The sequence below is a fragment of the Leclercia sp. LSNIH3 genome, assembly GCF_002935105.1.
Taxonomy (GTDB): domain Bacteria; phylum Pseudomonadota; class Gammaproteobacteria; order Enterobacterales; family Enterobacteriaceae; genus Enterobacter; species Enterobacter adecarboxylatus.
In genome coordinates this window covers 2540139-2557919 of record NZ_CP026387.1, presented here as the reverse complement: position 1 = coordinate 2557919, position 17781 = coordinate 2540139, and the positions used below count along the sequence as shown (strand labels likewise).

Annotated in this window: 19 protein-coding genes; 13 read left to right on the top strand and 6 right to left on the bottom strand. The window is 55.8% G+C overall.

Going from position 1 to position 17781, the window contains the following annotated elements; genetic code table 11:
- Positions 1-159: 159 nt before the first annotated feature.
- A complete protein-coding gene (gene rpmE / locus C3F35_RS12360; RefSeq protein ID WP_032615278.1) occupies positions 160-372 on the bottom strand; it encodes a 50S ribosomal protein L31 in 213 nt (70 codons plus the stop codon).
- Between the two features lie 202 nt (positions 373-574).
- Here rpmE and priA point away from each other — a divergent pair, with 202 nt between their 5' ends.
- The 7 genes from priA (at position 575) to rraA (ending at position 8538) form a co-directional block, all read left to right on the top strand.
- Positions 575-2770, top strand: a complete 2196-nt coding sequence (gene priA / locus C3F35_RS12355; protein ID WP_103793413.1) for a primosomal protein N' — start codon at positions 575-577, stop codon at positions 2768-2770.
- Between the two features lie 134 nt (positions 2771-2904).
- The gene (cytR, locus tag C3F35_RS12350) at positions 2905-3930 is read left to right on the top strand and encodes a DNA-binding transcriptional regulator CytR (protein WP_103793412.1); all 1026 of its coding nucleotides are present in this window, start codon (positions 2905-2907) and stop codon (positions 3928-3930) included.
- Between the two features lie 93 nt (positions 3931-4023).
- Positions 4024-5007 (top strand): cell division protein FtsN, encoded by a 984-nt coding sequence (ftsN, locus tag C3F35_RS12345; protein ID WP_032615281.1) that lies wholly within the window; start codon positions 4024-4026, stop codon positions 5005-5007.
- Between the two features lie 92 nt (positions 5008-5099).
- On the top strand, positions 5100-5630 hold the full coding sequence (hslV, locus tag C3F35_RS12340; RefSeq protein ID WP_032615282.1) for an ATP-dependent protease subunit HslV: 531 nt from the start codon (positions 5100-5102) through the stop codon (positions 5628-5630).
- A 9-nt stretch (positions 5631-5639) separates the two neighbouring features.
- Positions 5640-6971: an HslU--HslV peptidase ATPase subunit gene (hslU, locus tag C3F35_RS12335; RefSeq protein WP_032615283.1), complete on the top strand. Its 1332-nt coding sequence runs from the start codon at positions 5640-5642 to the stop codon at positions 6969-6971.
- Positions 6972-7040: 69 nt separating this feature from the next.
- Positions 7041-7961, top strand: a complete 921-nt coding sequence (gene menA / locus C3F35_RS12330; RefSeq protein ID WP_103793411.1) for a 1,4-dihydroxy-2-naphthoate polyprenyltransferase — start codon at positions 7041-7043, stop codon at positions 7959-7961.
- 91 nt (positions 7962-8052) lie between these two features.
- A complete protein-coding gene (gene rraA, locus C3F35_RS12325; protein ID WP_032615286.1) occupies positions 8053-8538 on the top strand; it encodes a ribonuclease E activity regulator RraA in 486 nt (161 codons plus the stop codon).
- A gap of 35 nt (positions 8539-8573) precedes the next feature.
- On the opposite strand, the gene C3F35_RS12320 is transcribed toward rraA, so the two are convergent.
- From C3F35_RS12320 to zapB, 3 genes are read right to left on the bottom strand one after another with little or no spacing between them, the layout of a single operon-like run.
- Positions 8574-8969 carry a hypothetical protein gene (locus tag C3F35_RS12320; protein ID WP_059306956.1) on the bottom strand — a complete coding sequence of 132 codons (396 nt, stop codon included), beginning with the start codon at positions 8967-8969 and terminating at the stop codon, positions 8574-8576.
- Between the two features lie 49 nt (positions 8970-9018).
- The gene (locus tag C3F35_RS12315) at positions 9019-9339 is read right to left on the bottom strand and encodes a hypothetical protein (RefSeq protein WP_233211678.1); all 321 of its coding nucleotides are present in this window, start codon (positions 9337-9339) and stop codon (positions 9019-9021) included.
- Positions 9340-9371: 32 nt separating this feature from the next.
- Positions 9372-9611, bottom strand: a complete 240-nt coding sequence (zapB, locus tag C3F35_RS12310) for a septal ring assembly protein ZapB (RefSeq protein WP_032615290.1) — start codon at positions 9609-9611, stop codon at positions 9372-9374.
- A gap of 403 nt (positions 9612-10014) precedes the next feature.
- On the opposite strand from zapB, the gene C3F35_RS12305 reads away from it, so the two are divergent.
- The 4 genes from C3F35_RS12305 to fpr all read left to right on the top strand — a co-directional run bounded on the left by C3F35_RS12305 (position 10015) and on the right by fpr (position 14408).
- The gene (locus C3F35_RS12305) at positions 10015-10860 is read left to right on the top strand and encodes an MIP/aquaporin family protein (protein ID WP_032615292.1); all 846 of its coding nucleotides are present in this window, start codon (positions 10015-10017) and stop codon (positions 10858-10860) included.
- Between the two features lie 21 nt (positions 10861-10881).
- Complete coding sequence (glpK, locus tag C3F35_RS12300; RefSeq protein ID WP_032615293.1) at positions 10882-12390, top strand: glycerol kinase GlpK; 1509 nt, start codon at positions 10882-10884, stop codon at positions 12388-12390.
- A gap of 164 nt (positions 12391-12554) precedes the next feature.
- Positions 12555-13565 (top strand): class II fructose-bisphosphatase, encoded by a 1011-nt coding sequence (glpX, locus tag C3F35_RS12295; protein WP_032615294.1) that lies wholly within the window; start codon positions 12555-12557, stop codon positions 13563-13565.
- Positions 13566-13661: 96 nt separating this feature from the next.
- Positions 13662-14408, top strand: a complete 747-nt coding sequence (fpr, locus tag C3F35_RS12290) for a ferredoxin--NADP(+) reductase (protein WP_032615296.1) — start codon at positions 13662-13664, stop codon at positions 14406-14408.
- Here the strand turns inward: fpr and C3F35_RS12285 are convergent, their stop codons facing one another.
- Positions 14409-14828 carry a DUF805 domain-containing protein gene (locus C3F35_RS12285; RefSeq protein WP_032615297.1) on the bottom strand — a complete coding sequence of 140 codons (420 nt, stop codon included), beginning with the start codon at positions 14826-14828 and terminating at the stop codon, positions 14409-14411.
- Between the two features lie 149 nt (positions 14829-14977).
- Here C3F35_RS12285 and C3F35_RS12280 point away from each other — a divergent pair, with 149 nt between their 5' ends.
- Together C3F35_RS12280 and tpiA are read left to right on the top strand one after the other, a co-directional pair.
- On the top strand, positions 14978-15538 hold the full coding sequence (locus tag C3F35_RS12280) for a DUF1454 family protein (RefSeq protein ID WP_103793415.1): 561 nt from the start codon (positions 14978-14980) through the stop codon (positions 15536-15538).
- Positions 15539-15648: 110 nt separating this feature from the next.
- Entirely contained in the window at positions 15649-16416 is a 768-nt protein-coding gene (tpiA, locus tag C3F35_RS12275; protein ID WP_032615300.1) for a triose-phosphate isomerase, read from the top strand.
- A gap of 33 nt (positions 16417-16449) precedes the next feature.
- On the opposite strand, the gene C3F35_RS12270 is transcribed toward tpiA, so the two are convergent.
- Complete coding sequence (locus C3F35_RS12270) at positions 16450-17754, bottom strand: SLC13 family permease (RefSeq protein WP_103793410.1); 1305 nt, start codon at positions 17752-17754, stop codon at positions 16450-16452.
- Between the last annotated feature and the right edge of the window lie 27 nt (positions 17755-17781).

Genomic DNA, 17781 nt, shown 5'->3' with positions numbered 1-17781 from the left:
AAGCTCACTATCCGTATAAATAAGATGATATGACGTGGCGGGAATTATTTTCAGGAAACTTGAAATATATATTTAAAAGAAGAATATAAATATAAAATTTATTCAGGAGATATATTGCAGGCAAAAAAAAACCGCCCTGAGGCGGTTTCTTCTGGATGCTTATTTTGCGCCCGGGATGTTGAAACGCTTGTTGAAGCGGTCAACACGGCCACCGGTTGCAACATCACGCTGCTTACCAGTGTAGAACGGGTGGCATTTGCCGCACACGTCCAGGTTCAGATCGTGGCCCACGGTAGAGCGGATCTGGATAGAGTTACCGCAAGAGCAGTTTGCAGTAATCATTTCGTATTTAGGATGGATATCTTTTTTCATGGGGAGAACCTCAGTTAAGGCCGCGTCGCTCTTCCAGCCCTAACGCCAGACACCACGCGATGTTGAATGTAAGTTCTTTGATGCAAAGTGCACCAAAGGCGGCGAATCATACAGAATTTAACCAGGGTATGCAAACTGATCCGCACGCCGCCTTTCACTAATGTGTATACTAACGCGCCACTTTTCAAGTCAGGAAGATTCGATGCCCGTAGCTCACGTTGCCCTGCCCGTTCCGCTTCCCCGTACCTTTGATTACCTGCTGCCAGACAGTATGCAGGCCAAAGCGGGCTGTCGCGTGACGGTGCCGTTTGGCAAACAACAGCGGGTAGGCATTGTGGTCTCCGTGAGCCAGCAAAGCAAGCTGCCCCTCAGTGAACTGAAAAGCGTGGTTGAGGTGCTGGACGATGAGCCCGTCTTCTCCACCAGCGTCTGGCGACTGCTGTTATGGGCCGCCGACTATTATCACCATCCCATCGGCGACGTGCTGTTTCACGCCTTGCCCATTCTGCTGCGTCAGGGGAAAAGCGCCAGCCACGCGCCAATGTGGTACTGGTTTGCCACCGAGCAGGGGCAAGCGGTGGATATTAATAGCCTGAAACGCTCCCCGAAACAGCAGCAGGCGCTGGCGGCGTTACGCCAGGGCCGGATCTGGCGTCATCAGGTCGAGAGCCTCGACTTTAACGATGCGGCGCTGCAGAGCTTACGCAAAAAAGGGCTGAGCGAGCTGGCCTGCGAAGCGCCCGCGCTGATCGACTGGCGCGATGGTTTTAGCGTGCCGGGCAACCGTCTGCGTCTGAATACCGAACAGGCCACCGCCGTCGGAGCGATCCACAGCGCCGCCGATCGCTTCTCGGCCTGGCTGCTGGCGGGCGTCACCGGCTCGGGTAAGACCGAAGTCTATCTGAGCGTGCTGGAAAACGTGCTGGCGCAGGGGAAGCAGGCGCTGGTAATGGTGCCGGAAATCGGCCTGACGCCGCAGACCATCGCCCGTTTTCGCGAACGCTTTAACGCCCCGGTCGAGGTGCTGCATTCAGGATTAAACGACAGCGAACGCCTCAGCGCCTGGCTGAAAGCCCGAAATGGTGAAGCGGCAATCGTGATCGGCACCCGTTCATCGCTGTTTACGCCGTTTAAAAATCTGGGCGTCATCGTGATCGACGAAGAGCACGACAGCTCTTATAAACAGCAGGAGGGCTGGCGCTATCACGCCCGCGATCTGGCGGTATACCGCGCGCATAGCGAGCAGATCCCGATTATTCTCGGCTCGGCCACGCCTGCGCTGGAGACGCTGCACAACGTGCGCCAGCGTAAATATCACATGCTGCGCCTGACGCGCCGGGCGGGAAATGCCCGTCCTGCCGTGCAGCATGTTCTCGATCTGAAAGGCCAGCAGGTGCAGGCGGGATTAGCCCCGGCGTTAATCACCCGCATGCGTCAGCATTTACAAGCTAATAACCAGGTGATCCTGTTTCTCAACCGTCGCGGCTTCGCCCCGGCGCTGCTGTGCCACGACTGCGGCTGGATAGCCGAATGCCCGCGCTGCGATCATTATTACACCCTGCATCAGGCCCAGCACCATTTACGCTGCCACCACTGCGACAGCCAACGTCCGATCCCGCGTCAGTGTCCGTCCTGCGGCTCGACGCACATGGTGCCGGTCGGGCTGGGCACCGAGCAGCTGGAACAGGCCCTGACCCCTTTCTTCCCGGGCGTGGCGATCTCGCGCATCGATCGCGACACCACCAGCCGCAAGGGCGCACTTGAGCAGCAGCTGGCGGAGGTGCATCGCGGCGGAGCGCGGATTCTGATTGGTACCCAGATGCTGGCAAAAGGGCACCACTTCCCGGACGTCACCCTGGTGGCGCTGCTGGACGTTGACGGCGCGCTGTTCTCGGCAGATTTCCGTTCCGCAGAGCGCTTTGCCCAGCTCTATACCCAGGTGGCTGGTCGCGCCGGGCGTGCCGGCAAGCAGGGCGAAGTGGTGTTACAAACGCACCATCCTGAGCACCCGCTGCTGCAAACCCTGCTGCATAAAGGCTATGACGCCTTTGCGGAGCAGGCGCTGGCCGAGCGCCAGACCCTGCAGTTACCGCCGTGGACCAGCCATGTGATTATCCGTGCCGAGGATCACAACAACCAGCAGGCCCCGCTGTTCCTGCAGCAACTGCGCAATCTCCTGCAAGCCAGCCCGCTGGTGGACAATCAGCTGTGGATTTTAGGCCCGGTTCCGGCGCTGGCCCCGAAACGCGGCGGGCGATATCGCTGGCAAATCCTGCTCCAGCACCCTTCCAGGATCCGCCTGCAACATATCGTCAGCGGAACCTTAGCGTTAATTAACACCCTGCCGGAAGCACGCAAAGTGAAGTGGGTGCTGGACGTTGATCCCATCGAAAGCTAAAAAATGGTGGGAGGCAGATCGAAAAATTTAACTCGCCTCACACTTTTTATGAAAATTCTGTAACCGCTTCCATTCGCAATCTGATAAAACTGACGCAGTCAGAAGAGCGGTGATACGCCTGCGAGGAGAAGAGGTTGAAGTCCAGGAAAGAGGTTGCCTCGGCGACCATGAAAGATGTTGCCCTGAAAGCAAAAGTCTCAACGGCAACGGTATCCCGAGCCTTAATGAATCCCGATAAAGTCTCTCAGAGCACGCGCAATCGTGTTGAGCAGGCTGCGCTGGAGGTGGGTTATCTGCCTCATGCGATGGGCCGTAACGTTAAACGTAACGAATCCCGCACCATCCTGGTCATTGTGCCCGACATCTGCGATCCCTTTTTCAGCGAAATTATCCGCGGCATTGAAGTGACCGCCGCGGCTCAGGGCTATCTGGTACTGATTGGTGACTGCGCGCACCAGAACCAGCAGGAAAAAACCTTTATCGACCTGATTATTACCAAGCAGATCGATGGCATGCTGCTGCTCGGCTCCCGCCTGCCCTTCGATGCCAGCATTGAAGAGCAACGCAACCTGCCGCCGATGGTCATGGCCAACGAGTTTGCCCCTGAGCTGGAACTGCCAACCGTTCACATTGATAACCTCACCGCAGCCTTCAACGCCGTGAACTATCTACAGGAACTGGGCCATAAACGCATCGGCTGTATCGCCGGGCCGGAAGAGATGCCGCTGTGCCATTATCGCCTGCGGGGTTACGTGCAGGCGCTGCGCCGCACCGGGGCGACGGTGGATCCGCACTACATTGCCCGGGGCGATTTTACCTATGCCGCTGGCGGGCTGGCGCTGGAACAACTGCTGTCGCTGCCACAGCCGCCGACCGCGGTATTCTGCCACAGCGACGTGATGGCGCTGGGCGCGCTGTCGTATGCCAAGCGCCGCGGCCTGAACGTGCCGAAAGATCTCTCTATTATTGGCTTCGATAACATCTCATTGTCTGAGTTTTGCGATCCGCCGCTCACGACCGTGGCGCAGCCCCGCTATGATATTGGCCGGGAAGCGATGCTGTTATTACTGGATCAACTGAACGGCCAAACGGTCAGCAGTGGCTCCCGTTTACTGGACTGTGAATTGATTGTTCGCGGTTCAACCCAGGCACTAACGTAAAGCCGCCGCCTTTCAGACTTCCTCATCTGGTCAAAGGCCCGTCGCTTAAGTAACATGACGGGCTGACAAACGATAAAATACAGCGAAACGATAGTGGCACAACGAGATTATGTACGTCGCGGCCAGCCGGCACCTTCGCGACGCAAAAAGAGTAGCTCACGGAAACCGCAACGCAGCATGCCTGCGGTCTCACCTGCCATGGTCGCGATTGCGGCGGCGGTACTGGTAGCATTCATCGGCGGCCTCTGGTTCATTACGCACCATAAAAAAGAAGAAGCAGAAGCGCTGCAGGGCAATAAAGTTGTCGGCAATGGCTTACCCCCGAAACCGGAAGAGCGCTGGCGCTATATTAAAGAGCTGGAGAGCCGCCAGCCGGGCGTCCGTGCGCCGACAGAACCTTCTGCCGGTGGCGAGGTGGTGGATCCCACTCAGTTAACCAACGAACAGCGTCAGCTACTGGCACAGATGCAGGCCGATATGCGCCAGCAGCCCACCCAGCTTAACGAAGTGCCGTGGAATGAACAGACGCCGGCACAGCGCCAGCAAACGCTGCAGCGTCAGCGTCAGGCACAGCAGCAAACTCAGCAGCAGCAACAGTGGGCGCAGAGCCAGCCGGTACAGCAGCCTAAAGCGCAGCCGCGCGTAACGGAGCAGCCGTATCAGCAGCCGCGTACCGCGCAGACTCAGCCGGTTCAGCAGCCTAAAGCACAGCCGTCGAAACAAAATCAGCCGTATCAGGATCTGTTGCAGACCCCGGCGCATACCACCGCCCAGGCACCGAAAACGCAGCAGGCCGCGCCAATCACCAAAGAGACCGAGGCGCCAAAGCAGACGGCTGAGAAGAAAGACGATCGCCGCTGGATGGTGCAGTGCGGCTCCTTTAAAGGGGCAGAGCAGGCAGAAACCGTACGGGCGCAGCTGGCCTTTGAAGGGTTTGACTCGCGCATCACCACCAATAACGGCTGGAACCGCGTAGTGATTGGGCCGGTCAAAGGCAAAGACAATGCCGATGGCACCATCTCCCGTCTGAAGATGGCAGGTCACACAAACTGCATTCGACTCGCTTCCGGGGGTTGAAACCCCCAAAATCCCCCCCATCTATACTCCTATTCAGCCCTGAGCACTGCCTCGGGGCTTCTATTCCGAATTTGTAACCAGGGGGTCTGCTCGTGACAACAATAGTAAGTGTACGCCGTAACGGCCAGGTGGTAATTGCCGGTGATGGCCAGGCCACACTGGGTAATACCGTCATGAAAGGCAACGTGAAAAAAGTGCGTCGTCTGTATAACGACAAAGTGATCGCCGGTTTTGCAGGCGGTACCGCTGACGCCTTCACGCTGTTTGAACTGTTTGAACGTAAACTGGAAATGCATCAGGGCCATCTGGTGAAAGCCGCCGTTGAGCTGGCGAAAGACTGGCGTACCGATCGCATGCTGCGCAAGCTTGAAGCACTGCTTGCGGTCGCTGATGAAAATGCGTCACTGATCATCACCGGTAACGGTGACGTGGTACAGCCAGAAAACGACCTGATTGCTATCGGTTCCGGCGGCCCGTACGCCCAGGCTGCCGCCCGCGCGCTGTTGGAGAACTCCGACCTTGGCGCGCGCGATATCGCTGTGAAAGCGTTGGATATTGCAGGTGATATCTGCATCTACACCAACCACTTCCACACCATCGAAGAATTGCCATCTAAGGCGTAAGGATTTCTCATGTCTGAAATGACCCCACGCGAAATTGTCAGCGAACTGAACAAACACATTATCGGCCAGGATAACGCCAAGCGTTCCGTGGCGATTGCCCTGCGTAACCGCTGGCGTCGTATGCAGCTGGATGAAATGCTGCGCCATGAAGTGACGCCGAAAAACATTCTGATGATCGGCCCGACCGGTGTCGGTAAAACCGAGATCGCACGTCGTCTGGCGAAACTGGCTAACGCGCCGTTCATCAAAGTTGAAGCGACCAAGTTCACCGAAGTGGGCTATGTCGGGAAAGAAGTGGATTCTATCATCCGCGATCTGACCGATTCCGCCATTAAAATGGTGCGCGTCCAGTCCATCGAGAAAAACCGCTATCGCGCCGAAGAAATGGCGGAAGAGCGCGTGCTGGATGTGCTGATCCCACCGGCGAAAAACAACTGGGGCCAGGCAGAACAGCCTGCTGAGCCGTCAGCTGCACGCCAGGCGTTCCGCAAAAAACTGCGCGAAGGCCAGCTGGATGACAAAGAGATTGAGATCGATCTCGCCGCCGCACCAATGGGTGTGGAGATCATGTCACCTCCAGGCATGGAAGAGATGACCAGCCAGCTGCAGTCCATGTTCCAGAACCTGGGCGGGCAGAAGCAGAAGCCGCGTAAATTGAAAATCAAAGACGCGATGAAGCTGCTGATTGAAGAAGAAGCGGCCAAACTGGTGAACCCGGAAGAGCTGAAGCAGGACGCCATCGACGCCGTTGAACAGCACGGCATCGTGTTTATCGATGAGATCGATAAAATCTGTAAGCGTGGCGAGTCCTCCGGCCCGGATGTCTCCCGTGAAGGCGTACAGCGCGACCTGCTGCCATTGGTTGAAGGCTGCACAGTCTCCACCAAGCACGGCATGGTAAAAACCGACCACATTCTGTTTATCGCTTCTGGTGCATTCCAGGTGGCGAAGCCGTCTGACCTGATCCCGGAACTGCAGGGCCGTCTGCCGATCCGCGTTGAGCTGCAGGCGCTGACCACTGAAGACTTCGAGCGTATCCTGACCGAGCCAAACGCCTCTGTGACCGTACAGTACAAAGCGCTGATGGCGACCGAAGGCGTGAATATTGAGTTTACCGAAGACGGTATTAAGCGAATTGCTCAGGCAGCCTGGCAGGTTAACGAAACCACCGAAAACATCGGTGCGCGTCGTCTGCACACCGTGCTGGAACGCCTGATGGAAGACATCTCTTATGATGCGAGCGACCTGAACGGTCAAAGCATTACCATCGATGCCGACTATGTGAGTAAGCATCTTGATGCTTTAGTAGCAGATGAAGATCTGAGCCGTTTTATCTTATAATCGCGGTCATTGCATTTTCATCACTGATGATGGGGCTGAAAAGCCCCATTTTTATTGGCTAAAAATCTTATGACTGAAATCAGCCGTACACGTGCCTGGCTGGAAAGCCTGCGTCCTAAAACCCTTCCTCTCGCCTTCGCTGCCATTATTGTCGGCACGGCCCTTGCGTGGTGGCAGGGCTATTTCGATCCGCTGGTCGCTGCGCTGGCGCTGATCACCGCCGGACTACTGCAAATCCTCTCTAATCTCGCTAACGACTATGGCGATGCCGTCAAGGGCAGCGATAAGCCCGACCGTATCGGGCCTTTGCGTGGGATGCAGAAAGGGGTGATCACCCAGGAGCAGATGAAGCGGGCGCTGATTATCAACGTCGTGTTGATTTGTCTCTCCGGGATTGCCCTGGTGCTGGTGGCCTGTAAAACCCCGGCAGATGCCGTTGGCTTTCTCGTACTCGGCTTACTGGCGATTGTCGCGGCGATCACCTATACCGTCGGCACCCGTCCTTACGGATACATCGGACTGGGTGACATATCGGTGCTGGTGTTTTTCGGCTGGCTGAGCGTGATGGGTAGCTGGTATCTACAGGCGCATACCCTGATTCCGGCGCTGTTCCTGCCAGCCACCGCCTGCGGCATGCTGGCGACAGCGGTGCTCAATATTAACAACCTGCGGGATATCGACAGCGATCGCCTGAACGGTAAGAACACGCTGGCGGTCCGTCTGGGTCCGGTCAATGCGCGCCGCTACCATGCCTGCCTGCTGATGGGTGCCCTGCTCTGTCTGGCCCTGTTCAACCTGCTGTCGCTGCACAGCCTGTGGGGCTGGTTGTTTGTACTCGCCACGCCGCTGCTGGTCAAACAGGCACGTTATGTGATGCGCGAGCAGAGCGCCTCGGCCATGCCGCCAATGCTGGAACGCACGGTAAAAGGGGCATTGCTGACTAACCTGTTGTTCGTAGTGGGGATTGTTCTTAGCCAGACGCTAAGTTAGCTGACAAATATCAATTAACAATTGATGATTTTGCCAACAATGCATTTCGCGCGATATACTGAAATCACTCGCAGCAACTGAACTTAAGCCTATGAAATACGATACCTCCGAGCTTTGTGACATCTACCAGGAAGATGTTAACGTCGTAGAACCGCTGTTTTCCAACTTTGGAGGACGGTCTTCGTTTGGCGGACAAATCATTACGGTGAAATGTTTTGAGGATAACGGGTTGCTGTACGATCTGCTCGAACAGAACGGCCGTGGTCGCATTCTGTTGATTGACGGCGGCGGCTCCGTGCGCCGGGCCTTGATCGATGCAGAACTTGCCCGTCTCGCCACGCAAAACGAGTGGGAAGGCATTGTGGTGTATGGCGCGGTGCGTCAGGTCGATGACCTCGAAGAACTGGATATTGGCATTCAGGCGATTGCTGCTATTCCGGTAGGTGCCGCAGGCGAAGGCATTGGCGAAAGCGACATACGCGTCAATTTCGGCGGCGTGACGTTCTTCTCCGGCGACCATCTGTATGCCGACAACACTGGCATTATCCTGTCTGAAGATCCGCTGGATATTGAGTAGTGAATGAAGGTCATCTGGTATCTAGATGGCCTTCTTTATTTATTTCTATCCCTCTCATAATGGATTACTCGTATCTCTGGCAGTCCATTTGATTCATCTGCCGAAACACTCATTATCTCGCGACGTTGTGGATAATCATTTATCCAGGTATCAAGTTGCTCCACAAGTGTACCAACCTCATTTTTATTGATGTTGGTAAAAACGATCTCATTCCATTTCAACCCACTTCCCTCATCTGTTTGACCAACAAAATACCAGTGGCTTGATATCCTTGGGGTCCGTTTAAGCGCTTCTGGAGTTACCATGTGGTAGAGAAAAAAGTCGTCTTGTGTGTAACAGACTGGCACGAAAACCCTTGCCGCCAGGGACATGTACCCAACCCCCATGGCAACAATAAAAATAGTAAAAACTATCAACTTAGAATTTTTCATAAGCTAAGCTCACGAACATACTCTGGGTTTGCCACAGGCGTAATTGTGCTCATGAAAATGGGTAATCTTCCCAAGTGCGGTTCAAGTTTGCATGTTTTTTCAAGCGGATCAGGAAATAGAAGAGGCAACACATGTTCACCAACAGCCCACCACGAGGCATGACCATTTGCTGCCATAACCTTTCGGCACCAGTTGGATTGGCATGTCCAAGGTCGATCCATCCCAGATTTTCTGTATAAATAAGGCCTGTGGGGGTATTACGGGTAATATATCGGTCAGAATTATCGATAATATCGCTTCGTTTAGTCAGCTCGCATTCCCTGTGAGTAACGTAATGAGCGATCGTATTCTCTCCAAATAAAAAAGGCATCCATTACAGATGCCTTTTTCAAAAATTCGGAATTAAACCTCTTCCATACGTCCCAGCAGGGCATGCAGACGATCCTGCCAGCCGTTCTGCTGTTCGCGCAGATGTTGGTTTTCACGCTCCAGCTCTTCGCGACCGTGCTGAGCAGTCTGAATTTCCTGCGACAGTGCGTTGTTTTTTTCTTTCAGCTCTTCGATTTCCATCTGCAGCAGGGTGATGGTATCAATCGCCTGCTGTACTTTGGATTCCAGTTTCTCAAACACTTCTAAAGACATAATCCTACCTCTCCTGAATTTGCAAGGCGACGCTTTGACGTAAACGCGCACAACACCTGGTGTCGATTGTATGGAGCGCCGCCCTCCCTGTCCAGCGGCAGACCGCGCAGATTGCGGTTTGCAACACTTTTCAGTCTCCTCCTGGTGCGTTCGCATCATATACCCCTAAATTGTTAACATTTCCGTTAATAGAATGCTTATGTCCGCCCTGGCGTATAAACGCTAATGCACACTTCATGGCGCGATATCGCTCATTTTCTTGACGCGGTACACACATTTTAATTTCGATATTTATCGTTTTTGCTCGTTAACGATAAATTAACACTGTGTCTACAGGACATCGTGGCGATGGTGACGTTCGGCGCGATAACAATAACCATTATTTTTCTTTCAGGATCCGATTATGAGTGAAACATCAACCTTAAAAGGCCAGTGCATCGCAGAGTTCCTGGGTACTGGGTTGTTGATTTTCTTTGGCGTAGGTTGTGTGGCGGCGCTGAAAGTGGCGGGCGCCAGCTTCGGCCAGTGGGAAATCAGCGTGATCTGGGGTCTGGGCGTGGCGATGGCCATCTACCTGACGGCGGGGGTTTCAGGTGCCCATCTTAACCCTGCGGTGACCATCGCGTTGTGGCTGTTTGCCTGCTTTGACAAACGCAAGGTTGTTCCTTTTATCGTGGCGCAGTTTGCCGGTGCCTTTTGTGCAGCGGCGTTAGTTTACGGGCTTTATTACAACCTGTTTATCGACTTCGAACAGACGCACCATATGGTGCGTGGCAGCACCGAAAGCCTCGAGCTGGCGGGTATCTTCTCCACCTATCCGAATCCGCACATTAATTTTGTGCAGGCCTTCGCAGTAGAGATGGTGATTACCGCTATCCTGATGGGCGTTATTATGGCGCTGGGTGATGACGGTAACGGCATTCCGCGCGGCCCGCTGGCACCGCTGCTGATTGGTTTACTGATTGCGGTGATCGGTGCATCTATGGGACCGCTGACGGGCTTCGCCATGAACCCGGCGCGCGATTTGGGACCCAAGACTTTTGCCTTCTTTGCGGGCTGGGGCGAGGTAGCCTTTACCGGTGCGAAAGATATTCCTTACTTCCTGGTGCCGCTGTTCGGGCCTATCGTTGGGGCATCACTTGGCGCATTTGGCTATCGTAAGTTAATTGGCCGCCATCTGCCGTGCGACACCTGTGTGGTTGAGGAGAAGAAAAGCCTCTCCACAACTGAATCAAAAGCTTCGCTGTAATCTGACTACGGGACACATAATATGACCGACAAAAAATATATCGTTGCGCTCGACCAGGGCACGACCAGCTCCCGCGCTGTCGTTATGGATCATGACGCGAACATCGTCAGCGTGTCACAGCGCGAATTCGAGCAAATCTATCCTCGTCCAGGCTGGGTAGAACACGATCCAATGGAAATCTGGGCATCGCAAAGCTCGACGCTGGTTGAAGTGCTGGCGAAAGCCGATATCAGCTCCGATGAGATTGCGGCCATCGGCATTACCAACCAGCGTGAAACGGCCATTGTCTGGGAACGCGAAACCGGTAAGCCTATTTACAACGCCATCGTCTGGCAGTGCCGTCGCACTGCGGATATCTGCGAAAAGCTCAAGCGCGACGGTATGGAAGAGTACGTGCGCAGCGCCACAGGCCTGGTGGTGGACCCGTACTTCTCCGGCACGAAAGTGAAATGGATCCTCGACCACGTTGAAGGCTCCCGCGAGCGTGCCAAACGCGGCGAACTGCTGTTCGGCACCGTCGATACCTGGCTTATCTGGAAGATGACCCAGGGACGCGTACACGTGACCGATTACACCAACGCCTCGCGCACCATGCTGTTCAACATCCACGAGCTGGACTGGGATGAAAAAATGCTGGACGCGCTGGACATCCCGCGCGCCATGCTGCCGCAGGTACGTAAGTCGTCTGAAGTGTACGGCCAGACCAATATCGGCGGTAAAGGCGGCACCCGTATTCCGATTGCCGGGATCGCTGGCGACCAGCAGGCGGCGCTGTTTGGCCAGCTGTGCGTAAAAGAAGGGATGGCGAAAAATACCTACGGCACCGGCTGCTTTATGCTGATGAATACCGGCGAAAAAGCGGTGAAATCAGAGCATGGCCTGCTGACCACCATCGCTTGCGGCCCGCGCGGCGAAGTAAACTACGCCCTGGAAGGCGCGGTGTTTATGGCCGGGGCCTCCATTCAGTGGCTGCGCGACGAGATGAAGCTTATCAGCGACGCCTTCGACTCGGAGTATTTCGCCACCAAGGTGAAAGATACCAACGGGGTGTATGTGGTTCCGGCCTTTACCGGGCTGGGCGCGCCGTACTGGGACCCGTATGCACGCGGGGCGATTTTCGGCCTGACGCGTGGGGTGAACTCCAACCACATTATTCGCGCTACGCTTGAGTCGATTGCCTATCAGACCCGTGATGTGCTGGAAGCGATGCAGGCCGACTCCGGTATTCGTCTGCATGCCCTGCGCGTGGACGGCGGCGCGGTGGCTAACAACTTCCTGATGCAGTTCCAGTCCGATATTCTGGGCACCCGTGTGGAGCGCCCGGAAGTGCGTGAAGTGACGGCGCTGGGGGCGGCTTATCTTGCTGGCCTGGCGGTCGGCTTCTGGCAGAACCTGGACGAGTTGCAGGAGAAAGCGGTCATCGAGCGTGAATTCCGTCCGGGCATCGAAACCACCGAGCGCAACTACCGCTACAGTGGCTGGAAGAAAGCGGTGAAACGCGCCCTGGCGTGGGAAGAGCACGACGAGTAAGACAAACTCACCCCTCACCCTCTCCCCAAAGGGGCGAGGGGACTTAAAATACCCTCTCCCCTTTGGGGAGAGGGCCGGGGAGAGGGGTTCAGACCGCACCACCCTCCCCCTTCCCCACTCTGTGATAAACTTCGTGCAATTCCTTTTGACCGCACGAGTATCCAATGAAACGTGAACTTGCTATAGAATTTTCCCGCGTGACCGAAGCTGCCGCTCTGGCAGGCTATAAATGGCTTGGCCGTGGCGATAAAAATACCGCCGACGGCGCAGCCGTCCATGCCATGCGCATTATGCTTAACCAGGTCAACATCGACGGCACTATCGTGATTGGCGAAGGCGAAATCGACGAAGCGCCGATGCTGTTTATCGGTGAAAAAGTGGGAACCGGCAATGGCGATGCGGTGGATATCGCCGTGGATCCGATTGAAGGCACCCGCATGACCGCTATGGGTCAGGCTAACGCGCTGGCCGTGCTGGCCGTAGGCGATAAAGGCACCTTCCTCAACGCGCCTGATATGTATATGGAGAAGTTGATTGTCGGGCCTGGCGCAAAAGGGATTATCGATCTTAATCTGCCGCTGGCAGATAACCTGCGTAACATTGCTGCCGCGCTCGGGAAACCGCTGAGCGAACTGACGGTCACCATCCTGGCAAAACCGCGTCATGATGCAGTCATCGCCCATATGCAGCAGCTGGGTGTGCGCGTCTTTGCGATCCCTGATGGCGACGTGGCGGCCTCTATCCTTACCTGTATGCCGGATAGCGAAGTCGACGTGCTTTACGGCATCGGTGGCGCACCGGAAGGGGTGGTATCCGCTGCGGTGATCCGCGCCCTCGACGGTGATATGCAGGGCCGTCTGCTGGCCCGTCACGAGGTGAAAGGCGACAGCGAAGAAAACCGCCGTATCGGTGAGCAAGAGCTGGCCCGCTGTGCCGCTATGGGTATTAAGGCCAATACCGTGCTGCGTCTGGATGATATGGCGCGCAGCGACAACGTTATCTTCTCTGCTACCGGCATCACCAAAGGCGATCTGCTGGACGGCATCAGCCGCAAAGGCAATATGGCCACCACCGAAACGCTGCTGATCCGCGGTAAATCCCGCACCATTCGCCGCATCCAGTCGATTCACTATCTCGACCGCAAAGATCCCGACGTGCAGACCCACATTCTGTAAAACCGTTTGATCAATTGAGCTTTCCGGCCCCCGCGGGCTGGAAATCTCCCTCTCAGGTAAGGAAGATATAACCCGAGATCAGCACAGGAGAACATCATGGCAGACTGGGTAACAGGTAAAGTCAAAAAGGTAGAGTTCTGGACCGATGCGCTATTTAGTCTGACCGTCCATGCGCCCATCCAGCCTTTTACGGCCGGGCAATTCGCCAAGCTGGGACTGGAAATCGACGGCGAACGCGTGCAGCGCGCCTACTCCTATGTCAACGCGCCGGATAACCCGGATCTCGAGTTCTATCTTGTCACCGTTCCCGATGGCAAACTCAGCCCGCGGCTGGCGGCACTCAAACCCGACGATGAGATCCAGATAGTCAGCGAAGCGGCAGGCTTCTTCGTGCTTGAGGAAGTACCGGACTGCGACACCCTGTGGATGCTGGCGACCGGGACTGCCATCGGCCCGTACCTTTCTATCCTGCAATACGGGAAAGACCTGGAGCGTTTTAAAAATATCGTCCTGGTGCATGCCGCGCGCTACGCTGCTGACCTGAGCTACCTGCCGCAGATGCTGGAGCTACAGAAACGCTATGAAGGGAAAGTGAAAGTTCAGACGGTGGTGAGTCGCGAGACGGTAGCGGGTTCGCTGACCGGACGTGTACCGGCGCTGATTGAAAGCGGAGAACTGGAAGCTGCCGTTGGCCTGCCGATGACCGCCGAGACCAGTCATGTCATGTTGTGCGGCAACCCGCAGATGGTACGTGACACCCAACAACTGCTGAAAGAGACCCGGCAGATGACCAAGCATTTACGCCGTCGGCCGGGCCATATGACTGCAGAGCACTACTGGTAATTAACGGTACTTTACCTCGATCGTATCTTTGCCGTATTTATTCTCGCCCTGGGTGCCCACGAAAGCGCCCAGGTCGACAATAAGCATCACAAAAATAACGGTGGGGATCAGCCTGCCAACCACCCATGGCAGCATGGAAGGCAACATCGACCAGTTACCTGCCAGCAGCATCCACGCCAGCACCACCAGCAGCGCCCAAAGCCCCGAACGACCCCGATCGTGCAGACGTTTCACTAATACCGCCGCCGTTGGCCACAACAGCGAAACCAGCGCGAAAGCCGCCGTCTGGGTGTTCAGCCACGCATTGTTGGCAGAAATAAACAGACCCAGCATGGCGATAATCCATACGCCAATCCAGATCCAGAAATCACGGCGCCCAATACGCCCTCTGAATGAAAACAACCACTGCTGTATGGTCATGCCAGGTTCCTTATTATCATCGCGGAGCGTAGTTTACCCTGGAGTCGCATCCTTTTGACAAGCCAGCCGGATATGGTTTTAATCGTGGGCAGTAACAGTGAGAGACTTTATTGATGAAGATGCGGTTTTCCCTTATTTGGCTGGGTTTAATGCTGTCCTGTGCGAGCATTTCTCTGCGTGCTGCCGAGACATCCGCACCTGCGACTGCGCCCTACGTGATGCCTGGCGCACCGTCATTTGATCAATCCATTAGTCTGTTCCGCGAAAGCTTTAACAGTGCTAACCCCACCCTGCCACTCAATGAATTTCGCGCCATAGAAGGTGCCCGGGATACCCCCACCCTGACCCGCGCCGCCAGTAAAATTAATGAGAACTTATACGCTTCAACGGCGCTGGAACGCGGAACGCTCAAAATCAAGAGCATGCAGATCACCTGGCTGCCGATCCAGGGGCCGGAGCAAAAAGCCGCTAAAGCCAAAGCGCTGGAGTACATGAGCGCCATTTTACGGGCGTTTACCCCGGCGTTGACCAAAGCACAAAGCCAGCAAAAGCTGCAAAAGCTGCTGACTGCCGGTAAAAACAAACGCTATTACGCCGAAACGGAAGGAGCGGTTCGTTACGTAGTGGCAGATAACGGCGAAAAGGGGCTGACCTTCGCTGTTGAACCGATTAAGCTGGCGTTATCTGAGACCCTCGGCGGGGCGAATTAATGACAAAAAGCAAAGCCTTTCGAGGGAAAATCTCTATACTGATTCACAGACCATGCTGCCCAGCCGGGTGGCCATATTCCTTAATTCGCTCTTGAGCGTGGAGAATTGAAATGCGACATCCTTTAGTGATGGGTAACTGGAAACTGAACGGCAGCCGCCACATGGTAAACGAGCTGGTAGCTAACCTGCGTAAAGAGCTGGCTGGTGTGACTGGCTGTGCTGTTGCGATCGCTCCGCCGGACATGTACCTGGATATGGCTAAACACGCCGCTGACGGCAGCCACATCGTTCTGGGTGCACAGAACGTTGACGTTAACCTGTCTGGCGCGTTCACCGGTGAAACCTCCGCTGAAATGCTGAAAGATATCGGCGCGAAATACATCATCATTGGCCACTCTGAGCGTCGTACCTACCACAAAGAGTCCGACGAGTTCATCGCTAAGAAATTCGCTGTGCTGAAAGAGCAGGGTCTGATCCCAGTGCTGTGCATCGGTGAAACCGAAGCCGAAAACGAAGCGGGCAAAACGGAAGAAGTGTGCGCACGTCAGATCGACGCCGTGCTGACCACTCAGGGCGCAGCAGCGTTCGAAGGCGCGGTAATTGCTTACGAGCCAGTATGGGCGATCGGTACCGGCAAATCTGCAACCCCAGCGCAGGCTCAGGCGGTTCACAAATTCATTCGTGACCACATTGCGAAAGCAGACGCGAAAGTGGCTGAGCAAGTGATCATCCAGTACGGCGGTTCCGTAAACGCAGCGAACGCAGCTGAGCTGTTCACCCAGCCGGACATCGATGGCGCGCTGGTTGGCGGCGCATCCCTGAAAGCAGACGCTTTCGCGGTGATCGTCAAAGCAGCAGAAGCAGCTAAACAGGCATAAAACCCTTCTCCCTCTCCCCCGGGGAGAGGGAATTTATAATTTCCCCAGCACGCTAAACCACAGATAATCCAGCGGCAGCAGCACCAGATACGTTGCCACCGCCAGCGCCAGACAGAGCAACATTCCCGCCCGCGCAGGCACCTTCCCCAGCCCCATCGCCACCACAATCGGCGACGCCTGATACGGCAGCAGCGGCGTGGAGTATCCCAGCACCTGAATCATAATCACCGACAACAGCGGAAAGCCGGTGGCGTCCGAGAAGCTTTGCGCCAGGGTGGTGTACAGCGCTGGAACGCCGTTAGCAGTCATGATGAAATTCAGCGCGGTAGTGATACCGGTCAGCGCCAGGAAACTGGTGAACGGCGCATCCGCATCCAGCGGCATGACCTGCATCAGCGCCTCACCCATCGCATTGCCGATCCCGGTCTGGGTCACGGTGATCGCCAGCCCAAGAATGCCTGCCACGTAAATACAGGTGCGCATGTTCACCCCGGCCGAGAACTCATCGCCGGTGATAAAACCGATCCGCGGCAGCATCACCACAATTGATGCCGCAAGCCCGGTCCACGCAGGACCAATGCCGTGCCAGCTCTCCGTCACCCACATCACCAGCACGACCGCCAGCAGCCAGGCGAGGCGTTTTTCGTCGCGGTCCATTGGTTCCGGTGGCGTAAGATCGCGGGGTGGTTTTGGCGCCCCGGGGAACAGCCAGCAGATCAGGCCGATCAGAACCAACCCCTTGAGAATGCCCAGTACCGGCGTATGGAGCAGCAGGTAAGGGACATAATTAAGATGAATACCGTACGAGCCTTCCGCCGCCCCGCTCATCACCAGATTAGGCACATTGGCCGGGAGGATAGTGGCGGAGAGCTGGAAGGTGCCAAACCCCACCGCCAGCGCCAGTCCAAACCATGCCCGGGAGCCGTCGGCGATGCCGGCCCGCTTCGCCATCGCCGCCACAATCGGCATCAATAGCGCGATGCGCCCCATGTTAGAAGGCATCACAAACGCCAGCGCATAAGTAAGCAGCACCACGCTGGCCACCATCAGCGGCCAGGAGTCGGTCAGTCTTGAGGACAGCGCTCGCGCCGCCCTGTCTGCCAGCCCGGTTTTGCGGATCGCAACGCCCAGCACAAAACCGCTGAACACCAGCCAGAAGGCCGAGGAGGCAAAACCGCCGAAAATGACCTCCGGCGGCGCAATTTTGGCGATCATCGCGGCGGTAAAAAACAGCAGCGCCGTCAGGAACTCCGGCAGTAGCGAGGTCGCCCAAAGGATGATGGTGACGACGATAATCAGCGAGGGCAGAAACAGTGGGTGAGTGAACCAGATCGACATGCCTGTCTCCTGTAGAATTTTTCAGCA